Source organism: Guptibacillus sedimenti, assembly GCF_028610665.1.
GTDB lineage: Bacteria > Bacillota > Bacilli > Bacillales > Guptibacillaceae > Guptibacillus > Guptibacillus sedimenti.
In genome coordinates this window covers 21,887-36,271 of record NZ_JAQQWV010000012.1, presented here as the reverse complement: position 1 = coordinate 36,271, position 14,385 = coordinate 21,887, and the positions used below count along the sequence as shown (strand labels likewise).

The following is a 14,385-nucleotide window of genomic DNA, read 5'->3' as shown; positions in this document are numbered from 1 at the left end:
GTTGAACCCACCGGCGAACCATTTTGGGGTCAATTTCTAATTCTCTTCCTACTGTTTTGTAACCCATTCCCTCTTTCAGATACATATCTACAGCTTTTTTCTTAAATGGCACATCATATGTTTTCCTGATTTCTCCCATAGAAAAATCCCCTCCATAGTAGACAGCTTAATGTGCTTTCTTTTCTCTGTCTACTATGTGGGGATCATATCACATTTTGGAGGCTTCTTCTTTTGCGCTCAAAAACGTACTTTCTGAATCTATGTTACCATTACAAAAGAAAATAGGTTTTTTGAGCGAAGGGAAGATCAGAAACATGGGAAGACTAATCTTAATTGATGGGTTTAATTTATTAAGTAGGGGTTATTTTGCTACCGCATATGGAAAGTCAGAAGAGCAGCTTTCAAAAACTTCTGAAGGACTTTTCACAAATGCTTTAAGAGTGAAGTTACAAAAAATAATGTCTCTTATTAATGATTATGAACCAACTCATTTTGTTGTCACGTGGGACGTAAAACGAAATGAAGTAAAGCGTAAAGCGCTATATGAAGACTATAAAGGTACAAGAGATGATCTACCAGCTCCTCTAATTCAGCAATATGAAACAGCAGTGAATTTGTTTAATGCAACAGGAATTCCCCAGATGAGTGTAGAAGGATTTGAAGCGGACGATGTTATCGGCACACTTTCAGAAAGGTGGACAAAAGAGGGGCATGGCGATTGTTACATCTACAGTAACGATAAGGACTTGCTTCAGCTTTTAAATCCTGCCGTCTCACAAATCATCGCGGTTCGAAAAGAAGGCGACCGGGTATATACAGAAGATCATTTTAAAACGGAGTATGGCATAACTCCTAGTCAGTGGATTGATGTGAAAGCTCTCTTGGGTGATAAGAGTGATAACATCCCTGGTGTTGCAGGTGTAGGGGACAAAGCAGCATTACCACTTATTCAGCAATATGGATCGGTTCAAGGTGTGTATGAAAGTATTGGTGTACTAGACAGCAAATATAATCGCTATCGAAAAAAACTGACTGAGGGTGAGGAATTGGCGAAATTAAGTTTAGAGCTCGTTACAATTGAGCGCGCGATTCCTGAACTTGATCTTTATTCTTTTGCGGAGTGCAAGTTAGATCTTGATATTAACCAAATGAAATCCGAGCTCGATAAGTTAGGGTTACGCATCCGTATGTAAAGAAAAGGAACATAAAACAGCGCCTTGCATGTAAAGGCGCTCGTTTTGTTCGTTAAAAGATTAGTGATCTTTCTGTTCATTTTGTTGAATTGCTTTTCGAGCGAGTTCGTCTGCCATTTTATTTTTGGAACTAGGAATCCACTTAATAAAACAGAGGTCAAACTGATCCGCTAATTCAAGGCATCGAGTTAAATAGGGTAGATAAACTTTATTTTTGACGTACCTTCCATCTACAGCGCTGCTGACGAGCTGTGAGTCTGTTCGAATGGATAGGGTACGGTACTGATTCTCTTTGCAGATTGAGAGCGCGTGAATTAATGCTTCAAATTCTGCTTCATGGTTTGAGAGCATGCCAAGTGGAAGAGCGGATTTAATGACGCTACCTTCAGCTTTAATAAAAACACCGGCGCCAGAAGGGCCTGGATTACCTGCGCTTGCTCCGTCTACGTAGACTTCAATCATATGGTGCTCCTCTCTTTGGACTGGTCTTGCTGTATTTTATCATAATCATGTTCGAAGAGAGAAGACATACATTTAAGATAAAAGGAGAAAGCTGTATAGAAGGGACTGTGTGTAGGAGTGAAAAGTATGAAGAAAAAAGAAGTGATGATGGAAGTTGGATTAATCCTTGATACATATTGTCAGGATTGCTTATTAAAACGAGTCAACCAGCATGATTACGGTAAGTGTCACGCCCAGCGTTTTTGCATTACCGAATGCACGGTTGGAGATGAATTAAAACAATTAGGCAAACATTTGACATAAGGAGGACCAATCATGGATGTAATTGTAAAATGGAAATACAAAACGCCTAGAGGTATTTCCTCCTGGATGACGTCTGATGAAATGCCATTTAATGAAGCGATGTTAATGGCTCGTGATATTGTAAAAACGGGTCGCTCCATTGATTTATACTTTTTAGATAACAGAGGCACAAAATGGTCTGTGAAAGAATTAGAAACCTATATGACCAAGAAACAAGAACGCCCTGCTTCTATTGAAATTATTTTTGATGGTAGCTTTGATAAACAGACTAAGAAGGCTGGGTGTGGCGCAGTCATTTATTATTATGAGGGAAGAAAACGAAAACGAATTCGTATCAATAAAGCGCTGGACTATCTTGAGAACAATAATGAAGCTGAATATGCTGCTTTATGGCTAGGTCTTCAGGAAATTAAAACGATTGATGTAGAAGATACGGAGATTCTGATTAAAGGGGATTCTCAAGTTGTCATCAACCAACTGGCAGGCGAGTGGGCTGTCTATGAACCGCTCTTTACGAGATGGATGGATCGAATTGAAGATACGCTCCAACAACTTAGACTGCAACCGGTGTACAAGCATATTTCTCGCGAAGAAAATAAAGAGTCTCATCGCTTGGCGAAGCAAGCGTTGAATGGAACAGAAATTAGTAGCTCGATTGAGCTGGATAACGAGTAAGAGAAGCAGCAATTAGGCTGCTTCTCTTATTCGTTCGCTTCTCTTAATTGAGTTTCGCATTTTTCAATTAATTCACTTGAGAATTCATAAAATTGTTCATTAGTACCGGATTTGTGTGAAAGTGCCTGCTGAAATTGCTCTTTGGCCTGGTTAATCGCGTCTTGAGCAGCTTTCAATTGATTCCCATTCATACTTTTTGTAGCCTGGCCAACGAGATGCTGTGCTGATTTAATGGACATTTCAATTTGTTGTAAATCAGAATATGGTTCTGACATGTAATCCCACCTTTATCAATCATTCAAGCATAGTATGGCCACAATTAATGGGAATTAACCGAAAAAAGACGCAAAAAAAGGAACTGATGTAGGCATCAGTTCCTTTGAGGTTTATAATTAAAGTTTGTTAACGTTAGCAGCTTGAGGTCCGCGGTTTCCTTCAACGATTTCGAAAGAAACTTCTTGGCCTTCTTCTAGTGTTTTGAAACCTTCGTCATTGATTGCTGAAAAGTGTACGAATACATCGTCAGCTCCTTCGATTTCGATGAAACCGAATCCTTTTTCTGCATTAAACCATTTTACTTTACCGTTTTGCATGTTTGTTCCTCCTAAAAGCTTAGCACAATCCTTGTGCACTTTAAATTTCAACCATTCACCGGATGTTGAAGAAAAGATATTCGATGTGTACGAGAAGTGCACAAAAAATCGAATTCAAATTCTCAATCAAATATCCTATGTGATAAATGGTTAATTTAACTATAACGTCTCACCATAAAAATGTCAACACCACCTAGAGAATAGCACATAATCCTTAACGTAGAGAATAAAGTTGGGTAAGATGGAAAATGGAGTTATGCAATTTAATTTATGGAGGGGTTTTATGAAGCCGGGACTAACATATAAGAGTGATATTGAAATTGCACAAGAATCGAAAATGGCGCGAATTAAATCGATCGCTGCACAATTAGGGTTACATGAAGATGAATGGGAGCCATATGGTCATTATAAAGCGAAAATTTCATTGAATACGATGAAACGTTTGAATACTCATCCTTCTGGTAAAGTTGTGCTTGTTACTGCAATCAATCCGACCCCTGCAGGAGAAGGGAAGAGTACGGTAACAGTCGGTCTTGCTCAAGCATTAAATCGAATCGGTGAAAAAGCCATTGTCGCAATGAGAGAACCTTCACTAGGACCAAGCATGGGTATTAAAGGTGGTGCAGCTGGGGGAGGATATTCTCAAGTTATGCCAATGGAAGACATTAATCTCCATTTTACAGGAGATCTACATGCCATAACGTCTGCTCACAATGCTCTTTCTGCCCTTATTGATAACCACATTCATCAAGGAAATGAAGTCGGATTTGATACTAGACGCGTGACGTGGAAGCGAGTTGTGGATCTGAACGACCGGGCATTGCGAAACGTTATTGTTGGTTTAGGCGGTCCAACGCAAGGAGTACCCCGTGAAGATGGATTTGATATCACCGTAGCATCAGAGATCATGGCCATTCTTTGTCTAGCATCCGACTTATCAGATTTGAAGAAGCGGATTGCTTCAATTGTCATCGGATATCGCTCAACAAAAGAGCCGATTACAGCTGGCGACTTAGGTGTAGAAGGGGCGATTACACTTCTATTAAAAGATGCTATGAACCCAAATCTCGTTCAAACGTTAGAAAATACACCTGCGCTCATTCATGGGGGCCCATTCGCAAACATTGCTCATGGGTGCAATAGCGTCGTTGCAACGAAAATGGCTCAAAAGCTTTCTGATTATGTGATCACAGAAGCTGGTTTTGGGGCAGATTTGGGCGCTGAGAAGTTCTTTGATATTAAAACGAGAGCAGGAGAAATTAAACCAGCAGCAACCGTTATCGTTGCCACAATTCGTGCTCTTAAAATGCACGGCGGCGTAGCGAAAGATCAGCTTAAAAAAGAAGATATTGGTGCATTACAAGCAGGGCTCGTTAATCTTGAGCATCATGTATCTTCCGTTAAAAAATTTGGCGTTCCTTTTGTAGTGGCGATTAACCGGTTTGTCACTGATACCGAACTTGAAGTAAATGCATTGCTTCAATGGTGCAAGGAAAACGACATACCAGTGGCTTTAACAGACGTATGGGCAAATGGTGGAGAAGGTGGCGTAGAACTTGCTAAAACGTTATTAAACGAAATGGAACAAAATGAGAACCATTTCAAACCTCTCTATGATCTTGAAAGCACCATTGAAGAAAAGTTGGAAAAAATCGCAACAGAAATTTATGGAGCTGAAGGCGTCGATTTATCCGCAAAAGCACAAAAGCAAATGCAAGAACTTGATGGTAATGGATGGGGGAATCTGCCAATTTGTATGGCGAAAACACAATATTCACTTTCGGACGATCCTTCACTACTCGGACGGCCATCTGGCTTTCGAATAACGATCCGTGAATTTCGCCCTTCCATTGGCGCCGGATTTATCGTAGCATTAACCGGTAACGTGATGACAATGCCAGGATTACCTAAAAAACCAGCAGCTCTTAATATGGATGTTTCAGAAGATGGAACCGCAATTGGGCTTTTCTAGAAAGTGTGGATAAAAAATGTCGAATACTGCTTTATCAAAGAAATTAATACGTGATTCTAGAACGACAAAATCGAGCTTTGTATTACCCTCGGACACGAATACACATGGAACACTATTTGGTGGGAAACTAATGTCCTACATAGATGACATTGCGGCAATTTCAGCGTCAAAGCACGCTAGATCCGCTGTTGTGACTGCATCAGCAGACTCCATTGATTTTCTAAGTCCGATTCGTGAAGGAGAAGTCGTTAGCTTAGAAGCTTATGTAAGCTGGACGCATAATACGTCAATGGAAGTGTTTGTGAAAATCTTTGCAGAAAATGTGATTTCGAGTAAAAAGAAAGTATGTGCTACATCCTTTTTAACGTTTGTGGCGCTAGATGAAGAAAGCGTTCCGGCAAGGGTACCAGAAGCCATGCCCGAAACGGAAGAAGAGAAGTTCGTGCACGATGGTGGCTTTGAACGTATGAAAGCGAGAAAGGCTAGAAGGAAACATTCACAAACGTTAGCAAGTGAATTTGGCGTTTTTTCTTAAGCTTATCCACAAAAAAAGATCTGCTATTAGCAGATCTCACGTTTCAAATCCAAGAATGAAATTATTCTGTCGATCCTGAATTTGCTGTTGCGCTCTGTGAAGCGCGTCACGCTGTTCAGGATTTGCACTGTGAATCATTTTATCAAGTTCAACAGACATACGTTCAAGCAATTGTTGGGTTTCTGTATAACCCTTATCATTGACCGCTGATTGCTGCTTTGTAGCTAGTTGGAGCTGCTCGTCAGCATATTCAGTTAGCTCATGAGCGTTTTTTAACATTTCTTCTACTTTACGGTATGTGGACATGAGGAACCTCTCCTTTTATAGTAATTCATGATTAGTATTGACAGGAAAGATACTTTTATGAGAACGAAGGGGAAATAACAGAAGTGAAAGTGATATACTAAGATGAGAAACAAGAAAGGCGTGAATCAAGTTGGCAAGTGAATTACATGCAGGAGAAATGACGACGTTACGTGTCGCACGTATGCAAGAATACGGCTATTTTTTAACAAATGGATATGAAGATGTCATGCTTCATAAAAAAGAAGCTAAAAACCACTACGAAGAAGATGATGAAGTAGAGGTATTTCTATATCACGATCATCAAGGAAGACTTTCAGCCACTGAAACAGTTCCGCTCGTAACAATGGATTCCTTCTCGATTCTAAAGGTTGTAGAAGTGAAGCGAAGCCTCGGTGTATTTGTGGATATTGGCATTCAAAAAGACATGCTTTTATCAAAAGATGACTTACCTTATGACTGGGCTACCTGGCCTGCTATTGGCGATGAGCTCTATTGTGGGCTAAAGCTGGATAAAAAGCAGCGTCTTTTTGCTGATTTAAGTAAATTTGAAGAAATCCAGGAACTTTCTGTTGTAGCACCAGCAGATAGTAAAAATGCTGAAGTTGAAGGACTAGTTTTCCGCTTCCTTGATGATGGCGTTTCAATTCTGACAAGTGAAGGGTATCTTGCCTATTTGCATAAAGATGAGATGAAAGAACAAGTAAGACTTGGTCAGCGTCTTACAATGAGAATTACATTTGTAAGGGAAGACGGTCGTGTGAACGTATCGACAAGACCTCTTGTAAAGGAAGCAAGACTTGAGGACTCAGATCGCCTTGTTGCATATATGGAGAAGCACGGCAATCAAATGCCTTTTACTGATAAAAGTGATCCGGAAGCGATTAAGAATGAATTTAACATAAGTAAAGCTGCTTTTAAGCGCGCGATGGGGAAATTGATAAAAGAAAAGAAGGTTGAACAACAAGAGGGAGTCACCATTTTAAAATCCTAATATGTCATCTTTTTCTTCGTGTAACTGGAGCTTACGGGCTAATACTATACCTAAGCTCCTAGAAAGGGGGCAAGTCATTGGATATTACTGACTATGACAAAGCTCTATATTACACGCATCATTGTGCATGCATTGATCTTAGCGTTTTGATGATGAAAACAGAAGATGACATCCTTTCGAAGCGAATTGAACAATTTGTTTATGCCTTTATACGTGAAACTGAATTTATGAAGGTAAAGGAAGCACGGGATACGCTTCTTTCCTACATTGATTACGTATATCGGATGGAACCTGACCTTAGTGAAATGACCGCTATAAATCAGACTTTAGACTGACCTCAAGCATATGGGGTCGGTTTTTTTATTGTTAAAAAGGTTTAAAATTGTCGAAAAGGGTATAATTGTAGTAAAAAATAAGGAGCAGGTGAGGAATATGAATCAACAGCAGCTGCACAGTGTACTTGAAAGTATGCGACTACCCAACGGAGCTTATGTTGCAAGTACATCGGATGATTACGACTACGTTTGGATCAGAGATGTATGCTATGCGGTTATGCCATATTTAAATTCGAAATGTTCACGATATGAAAAAGCGTACCATGCTTTACTCACACTACTTAGAAAATATGAGTGGAAGCTTGATATTCATACGGAACAAAAGCCGCATTATTTACATGAATACATTCATGCACGTTATACAAGAAATTTAGAAGAAATTCCCGTCGAATGGGGACATGCGCAAAATGATGCAGTTGGGATTTTGTTATTCGGAATCGGTCAAGGAATTCAAAATGGTAAGCCGATGTTAAGAGACAAAGTTGACCAGCGTATCGTTCAAAAACTTGTAGATTATCTAGAATGTCTCGAATACTGGAAAAGCCCTGATAATGGCATGTGGGAAGAAAATGTAGAATTACATGCGTCAAGCGTTGGAGCGTGTGTAGCGGGTCTAAAAGCCGTTAAAACTCTCGTTAACGTACCGTCATATATGATTAAGGAAGGTGAAAAAGCTTTAGATAAACTTTTACCTTGTGAAAGTGAAACGAAAGAAACGGATTTAGCTCTTTTATCATTAATTTATCCTTTAAATGTTGTATCAAGAGAACAAGCGATCCAAATTGTGGACCGGGTCACAGAGAGGCTTGAGCGAGAACGAGGCATTATAAGGTATGAAAATGATGTGTATTATAACGAAGGTAGCGAAGCTGAATGGTGTTTTGGATTCCCGTGGTTAGGTCTTTGCTATGAGCAGCTAGGCGAACTTGATAAAATGAGTGAATACTGGTCGAAAACGATGAGTATAACACCTGAAAGTGGAAAAATTCCTGAACTTTATATTGGCGGTACGAATATTCCAAATAAAAACACACCGCTAGCTTGGTCTATTTCCATGGCTTATCAACTTCAAGTACGGATGAATGAAATGCAAGAGAATGTATCATAAGGTTTTTATTTATAAATGTGAAAGGTTGCGCTACGTTGCGCAACCTTTTTTTATTGCAATTTATGAAAAAATATTCCCTTATTTGTCGAAAAATACATGTATTTTTCGACAATAAATTTTTTAAGAGGAAACCTAAAGGTACGTGTCGAATCTTTAGGATGTAGAGGATAAGTATCGTGGAATCCCTCTATTTATCAATGAGAGCGAGGTGTCGCAATGACTGTATCTATGCCGACAGAGTATGATCGGTATCTATTTCATCAGGGAAATTTATTTCAGGCTTATCGTTCAATGGGCGCCCATTTAAGGGAAGAAGATGGACGGTTTGGAGTCAGATTTACAGTCTGGGCTCCTCATGCTGTAGCAGTAGCCGTAACAGGGAATTTTAATCAATGGGATACCACATCGCATCGAATGGAAAAAGTGGAAGAGTCAGGACTATGGTCGTTATTTGTAGAACACTTATCAGAAAATGAGCTCTACAAATATGCTGTCGAAACAACTGCAGGGGAGACGCTTATGAAGTCTGATCCTTATGCTTTTTATTCGGAACTGAAACCGAAGACGGCTTCCATCGTAAAAAAAGTTGATCATTTTGACTGGCATGATGCGAAGTGGATGGCGAAACGAAAGAAAACTGCCCCATATGATGGGCCGCTATCCATTTATGAAGTTCATCCTGGTTCCTGGCGTAGGAAAGAAGATGGTTCCTATTATTCCTATAAGGATCTGATGCATGAATTGATTCCTTATGTGAAGGAACATGGGTATACCCACATTGAACTAATGCCGGTAATGGAGCATCCATTTGATCGCTCATGGGGTTATCAAATTACAGGGTACTTTTCAGTCACAAGTCGGTTTGGTGAGCCTGATGATTTAAAAGCGTTTATCGATAAATGTCATCAGGAAGATATTGGCGTGATTCTTGATTGGGTGCCTGCTCATTTTTGTAAGGATGCACACGGACTCGGTCAGTTTGACGGCGGACCGGTATTTGAACCGTCTGATCCGGCTCGAGCGGAACGGCATAATTGGGGAACGTTTAATTTCGATTATAGTAAACCTGAAGTGGTCAGTTTTCTTATCTCGAATGCTGTCTTCTGGTTTGACTATTACCATATTGATGGGTTAAGGGTAGATGCAGTTTCACAGATGCTTCTTTATCACCATGACCATGAAAGCGGTGGCGTGGAAGGAGAGAATTCTGCAGCTAAGGAATTTATTCAGAAATTAAATCGAACAATCTTTGAACAATTCCCAAATGCTTTAATGATGGCAGAAGAATCGACGGATTATCCTTTAGTAAGCGCACCTATTCATGAAGGTGGCCTCGGTTTCAATTATAAATGGAACATGGGATGGATGAATGATGTTCTGAAGTACATGGAGCTTCACATGGATGATCGTAAACACCATCATAACTTGTTAACGTTCTCTTTTTTCTACGCTTTTTCAGAAAACTATTTGTTGCCGCTTTCGCATGATGAAGTGGTACATGGGAAAAAGTCATTACTAAATAAGATGCCAGGGGACTATTGGCAAAAGTTTGCCAATCTTCGAACGCTTTATGGGTACATGATGGCTCATCCCGGAAAAAAACTCCTCTTTATGGGAGGAGAATTTGGACAATTCGTTGAATGGAAAGATTTATCGGAGCTTGACTGGTTGCTTTTTGATTATGATATGCATAGGAAAATGAACGCTTATGTAAAAGAGCTTAATCATTTTTATCTTGATTCAAGGGCAATGTGGCGCATTGATCATGAGTCTGAAGGATTTGAATGGATCGATGCGAACGATAACACCCAGTCTGTCCTCACCTTTATGAGAAAAGGCAAAGCAAAAGGAGATTGCGATATCGCGATTATTAATTTTTCTCCTAATGTGTACTATGATTATCGGATTGGCGTTCCATCTACTGGAACGTATATTGAAATGTTTAATAGCGATCAAGAAAAGTACGGTGGGTCAGGTCAGTTAAACGCAGACGAATTGCAAAGCGAAAAAACGCCCTATCACAATCAACCTTATAGCCTGATGCTTAAAGTACCACCGCTTGGAATTGTTGTTCTCGGCAAAAAAAATAAAAGCAACCTTGAAAGGAGAAATCGCTATGTCTAAAAAACGTTGTGTCGCCATGCTACTCGCAGGAGGTCAAGGGACAAGGTTAGGAAAATTAACGACTCGTCTTGCGAAACCTGCCGTTCCGTTCGGAGGTAAATATCGCATTATTGATTTCACACTTAGTAATTGTAGCAATTCCGGTATTGATACGGTTGGCGTTCTCACACAATATCAGCCGTACATACTCAATTCATATATCGGAATTGGAAGTTCATGGGATCTTGACCGAAAAAATGGAGGCGTTTCCGTCCTTCCCCCTTACATGGGCCAAAAGGGCGGCGAGTGGTACCGTGGCACAGCGAATGCGATTTACCAGAACATGTACTATATCAAGCAATATGACCCAGAATATGTTCTTGTTATTTCAGGGGACCACATTTATAAAATGGATTATTCTGAGATGCTTGATTATCATGAGCAGCGTGATGCGGATGCAACGATTGCGGTTCTTGAAGTGCCATGGAATGAAGCAAGTCGCTTCGGTATTATGAATACGGATGACGAAGATCGGATTGTTGAGTTTCAAGAGAAACCAGATGAACCGAAAACAAATTTAGCATCGATGGGCATTTATATTTTCAATTGGAAAACGCTTGAAAAGTATCTAACAGAAGATGAGCAAACTCCTGGATCATCTAATGACTTTGGTAAAGATATCATTCCGGCCATGATTGAAGACGAAAAGAACGTATTTGCTTATTCATTCAATGGATACTGGAAGGATGTTGGAACGTTACAAAGCTTGTGGGAAGCAAACATGGATCTTCTCGATGATGATCCAGCCTTGATTCTTAATGATCCTGCATGGAAAATCTATTCGGTGAATCCAAATCAACCACCACAATATATTGCTCCTCAAGCGAAAGTGACACGTTCACTAGTAAATGAAGGATGCGTTGTCTATGGAGACGTTTATCGTTCGGTTCTTTTCTACGGCGTGCACGTTGGACTTGGAAGTACGATTCGAAACTCAATCATTATGCCAAATGTAAAAATTGGAGCAAATGTAACGATCGAAAACGCGATTGTAGAAAGTGGCACTGTAGTAGAAGATGGTATGTCATTAGGGTCAAGTGATGGTTCCATTTCTTTAATTGCTGATGGCGAAATCGTCTCGGTACCAAAATAGAGTAGGGGGATTAAACGATGAAAAAAGTAGTAGGAGTTATTAACCTCGTAGATGAAAAAAACACACTAAGTGAGTTAACAAATCATCGGAGCTTTGCCTCTGTTCCATTTGCAGGGCGGTATCGATTGATCGATTTCTCTTTATCAAACTTAACAAATGCAGGTGTTAACACGGTAGCCGTTTTTACTCGTGAGAAATACCGTTCATTATTTGACCATTTAGGTTCAGGCCGAGAATGGGATCTCGATCGTCATCAGGGAGGGCTTTTCTTCCAGCCCCCTGCAGATGAAGAACGCAGAAATTCTGGTGACATCCATTCATTTTATGAAAACCTTTCCTTTTTTAAGAGAAGCCTTTCTCATTATGTTCTTGTAACGAACGGACAGCTTGTCTGGAACGTAGATTTCGATCAAATTATTGACGAACATGAGGCCGAGAATGCTGATATAACGGTTGTATACAAACCTTGTGACGACCCTTATACGAGTGGTAGTCATTATAACGTGTTGTATACGAACGATGATGAACGGGTAGATCGATTAAATTTAGGTGTTGAACCGTTGCCAGGAGATAACGTGTTTTTGAACACCTTCTTGATGAAATCATCTCTCCTTATTTCTCTTGTTGAAGATAGCATTGAGAGTGGGAAGCATGAGAGCATTAATGAAGCGATTGCTGCAAATTTAGATCGTTACCATGTACACGCCCATTATTTTGGTGGATATGTTACCTTCATTGATAGTGTTGAGAGCTATTATCGTTATAGTATGGAAATGCTTGATCCAAATGTAACGCAGGAATTATTTTATAACACGGGTCCAATTTATACGAAAGTAAAGCACGAATCTCCTGCGAAGTATTTAGAAAGCTCCAGCGTGTCGAACTCCTTGATTGCAAACGGCTGTACGATTTCAGGGACGGTAGAAAATAGCATTTTGTTTAGAGGAATTAGAGTTGGAAAAGGTGCAGTTATTAAAAACAGTATCATTATGCAAAAGTGTGAAATTGGTGAGGGTGCAGTGATTGAGAATGTGATTCTGGATAAAGACGTTTCCGTATCACCAAACGAGAAGGTCATTTCAGAAGACCAACCACGCGTTATCGCAAAATCGACTGTCATTTAGTAGGGGGAACTTGTAATGAACGTACTATTTGCCGCATCTGAAGGTCATCCATTTATTAAAACGGGTGGTCTTGGTGATGTGATCGGTGCTCTTCCAAAAGCACTTCAAAAACAGGGAGCGAACGTTTCTGTTATCTTACCTAAATATCAAGATATGAATGAGACGTTTAAAAGTCAGCTTGAATTAAAAGAGACGATTACCGTTTCAGTTGGCTGGCGTGATAAATATTGTGGCATTGAGATGCTTAAGTATGATGGCATCACCTATTATTTCGTTGACAATGAATATTATTTTAAGCGAAGTGGTAGCTATGGATACTTTGATGACGGTGAGCGCTTTTCATTTTTTTGTAAAGCCGTATTAGAAGCGATCCCATATCTTGAAGATCAGCCTGACATTCTCCATTGCCACGATTGGCAAACTGGGATGATCCCTGTACTAAAGAAAGCCCATTATAGAAACCACCCTTACTATGAGGGAATTAAGGTCGTTTATACAATTCATAATTTGCGTTATCAGGGAATTTTTCCGAAGTCCATTTTGCATGATTTGCTAGATTTAAGTGAACTTCATTTTAATAATGAAGGAGTAGAGTTTCATGGTAATGTAAGCTTCATGAAAGGTGGACTGCTTTATGCAGATTACATTACAACTGTAAGTCCATCGTATGCGGATGAAATTAAGCAGCCATATTTCGGTGAATACTTGGATGGAGTTATGAGGAAAAGAGAAAATGAATTTACTGGAATTATTAACGGGATTGATACGGATCTTTATGATCCGGCCAGTGATTCGGCTCTTGCTTATACGTATCACGCCTCACACATTCTAAAAGAAAAAAACAAAACCGATCTTCAAAAAAATCTCGGTCTACAAATAGGAGAAGGCATTCCAGTTATTGCCCTCATTACGCGACTTGTCGAACAAAAGGGAATTGATCTGTTCTTCAGAGTCTTACCTGAAATAATGGAGCAAAAAGTCCAGGTAGTTGTTCTTGGAACAGGTGATGAGCATTACGAGCATATGCTTCGAGAAGCAGAAGCACGCTATCCTGGTAGATTTTCAGCAAATATTTATTTTGATGATGGTTTTGCGCGCCAGCTTTATGCTGCATCTGATTTGTTCTTAATGCCTTCCCAATTTGAGCCATGTGGCATTAGTCAGCTGATCGCGCTACGATATGGTAGTCTTCCCATTGTACGAGAAACAGGTGGCTTAAAAGATACTGTCCAACCTTATAACAAGTTTACAGGGGAGGGGCATGGATTTAGTTTTGCGAATTATAATGCGCACGAAATGTTAGATACAATCCGCCTTGCTCTTGATCTATATCATCATGATGACATCACATGGAAAAAACTAGTTGTAAGAGCGATGCGTCTTAACTATTCGTGGGAAGCTTCATCAGTAAAATACTTAAATTTGTATCAAAACCTATTAAAATAATTTTAATTTTTACCGATAAGAAAAGCAGAGGGGAAACTCTCTGCTTTTTTCGTTAAGAATGCTACAAATTTTAAGATAGGAGAAAA

General features: G+C 39.7%; 17 protein-coding genes. 12 read left to right on the top strand and 5 right to left on the bottom strand.

All coding sequences use genetic code 11. The features are described 5' to 3' along the window. A partial coding sequence (locus PQ578_RS22455; protein ID WP_337958036.1) for a transposase occupies positions 1-139 on the bottom strand: 139 nt, incomplete at its 3' end. Positions 140-314: 175 nt separating this feature from the next. On the opposite strand from PQ578_RS22455, the gene PQ578_RS21695 reads away from it, so the two are divergent. After that, positions 315-1,193 carry a 5'-3' exonuclease gene (locus PQ578_RS21695; protein WP_273837219.1) on the top strand — a complete coding sequence of 293 codons (879 nt, stop codon included), beginning with the start codon at positions 315-317 and terminating at the stop codon, positions 1,191-1,193. 60 nt (positions 1,194-1,253) lie between these two features. Here PQ578_RS21695 and PQ578_RS21690 read toward each other — a convergent pair whose 3' ends face one another. Next, the gene (locus PQ578_RS21690; RefSeq protein ID WP_273837218.1) at positions 1,254-1,655 is read right to left on the bottom strand and encodes a reverse transcriptase-like protein; all 402 of its coding nucleotides are present in this window, start codon (positions 1,653-1,655) and stop codon (positions 1,254-1,256) included. Positions 1,656-1,781: 126 nt separating this feature from the next. Between PQ578_RS21690 and PQ578_RS21685 the strand changes: the two genes are divergently transcribed. Beyond that, on the top strand, positions 1,782-1,958 hold the full coding sequence (locus PQ578_RS21685; RefSeq protein WP_098443544.1) for a zinc-finger domain-containing protein: 177 nt from the start codon (positions 1,782-1,784) through the stop codon (positions 1,956-1,958). A gap of 12 nt (positions 1,959-1,970) precedes the next feature. Further along, positions 1,971-2,633 (top strand): reverse transcriptase-like protein, encoded by a 663-nt coding sequence (locus tag PQ578_RS21680; RefSeq protein WP_273837214.1) that lies wholly within the window; start codon positions 1,971-1,973, stop codon positions 2,631-2,633. A gap of 26 nt (positions 2,634-2,659) precedes the next feature. On the opposite strand, the gene PQ578_RS21675 is transcribed toward PQ578_RS21680, so the two are convergent. Together PQ578_RS21675 and cspD are read right to left on the bottom strand one after the other, a co-directional pair. Further along, a complete protein-coding gene (locus PQ578_RS21675; RefSeq protein ID WP_098443546.1) occupies positions 2,660-2,908 on the bottom strand; it encodes a DUF2564 family protein in 249 nt (82 codons plus the stop codon). A 117-nt stretch (positions 2,909-3,025) separates the two neighbouring features. Further along, the gene (gene cspD, locus PQ578_RS21670) at positions 3,026-3,226 is read right to left on the bottom strand and encodes a cold-shock protein CspD (protein WP_159782470.1); all 201 of its coding nucleotides are present in this window, start codon (positions 3,224-3,226) and stop codon (positions 3,026-3,028) included. A gap of 283 nt (positions 3,227-3,509) precedes the next feature. Here cspD and PQ578_RS21665 point away from each other — a divergent pair, with 283 nt between their 5' ends. Both PQ578_RS21665 and PQ578_RS21660 read left to right on the top strand, forming a co-directional pair. Beyond that, on the top strand, positions 3,510-5,198 hold the full coding sequence (locus tag PQ578_RS21665) for a formate--tetrahydrofolate ligase (RefSeq protein ID WP_273837210.1): 1,689 nt from the start codon (positions 3,510-3,512) through the stop codon (positions 5,196-5,198). A gap of 16 nt (positions 5,199-5,214) precedes the next feature. Beyond that, positions 5,215-5,733 carry an acyl-CoA thioesterase gene (locus PQ578_RS21660; protein WP_273837208.1) on the top strand — a complete coding sequence of 173 codons (519 nt, stop codon included), beginning with the start codon at positions 5,215-5,217 and terminating at the stop codon, positions 5,731-5,733. A 36-nt stretch (positions 5,734-5,769) separates the two neighbouring features. On the opposite strand, the gene PQ578_RS21655 is transcribed toward PQ578_RS21660, so the two are convergent. Beyond that, on the bottom strand, positions 5,770-6,039 hold the full coding sequence (locus PQ578_RS21655) for a DUF2524 family protein (RefSeq protein WP_098443550.1): 270 nt from the start codon (positions 6,037-6,039) through the stop codon (positions 5,770-5,772). Between the two features lie 130 nt (positions 6,040-6,169). Between PQ578_RS21655 and PQ578_RS21650 the strand changes: the two genes are divergently transcribed. The 7 genes from PQ578_RS21650 (at position 6,170) to glgA (ending at position 14,299) form a co-directional block, all read left to right on the top strand. After that, on the top strand, positions 6,170-7,030 hold the full coding sequence (locus PQ578_RS21650) for a CvfB family protein (protein WP_273837206.1): 861 nt from the start codon (positions 6,170-6,172) through the stop codon (positions 7,028-7,030). A gap of 77 nt (positions 7,031-7,107) precedes the next feature. Continuing rightward, positions 7,108-7,365: a YhdB family protein gene (locus tag PQ578_RS21645; RefSeq protein ID WP_273837204.1), complete on the top strand. Its 258-nt coding sequence runs from the start codon at positions 7,108-7,110 to the stop codon at positions 7,363-7,365. Between the two features lie 97 nt (positions 7,366-7,462). Then, positions 7,463-8,473, top strand: coding sequence for a glycoside hydrolase family 15 protein (locus tag PQ578_RS21640; protein ID WP_273837202.1), 1,011 nt, complete (start codon positions 7,463-7,465; stop codon positions 8,471-8,473). A 216-nt stretch (positions 8,474-8,689) separates the two neighbouring features. After that, positions 8,690-10,597 (top strand): 1,4-alpha-glucan branching protein GlgB, encoded by a 1,908-nt coding sequence (gene glgB, locus PQ578_RS21635; RefSeq protein WP_273837201.1) that lies wholly within the window; start codon positions 8,690-8,692, stop codon positions 10,595-10,597. Beyond that, positions 10,590-11,729: a glucose-1-phosphate adenylyltransferase gene (locus PQ578_RS21630; protein WP_273837199.1), complete on the top strand. Its 1,140-nt coding sequence runs from the start codon at positions 10,590-10,592 to the stop codon at positions 11,727-11,729. Before glgB ends, PQ578_RS21630 begins: the two co-directional genes overlap by 8 nt. A 17-nt stretch (positions 11,730-11,746) precedes the next feature. Continuing rightward, on the top strand, positions 11,747-12,853 hold the full coding sequence (glgD, locus tag PQ578_RS21625) for a glucose-1-phosphate adenylyltransferase subunit GlgD (RefSeq protein WP_273837198.1): 1,107 nt from the start codon (positions 11,747-11,749) through the stop codon (positions 12,851-12,853). Positions 12,854-12,868: 15 nt separating this feature from the next. After that, entirely contained in the window at positions 12,869-14,299 is a 1,431-nt protein-coding gene (gene glgA / locus PQ578_RS21620) for a glycogen synthase GlgA (RefSeq protein ID WP_273837196.1), read from the top strand. Positions 14,300-14,385 lie beyond the last annotated feature (86 nt).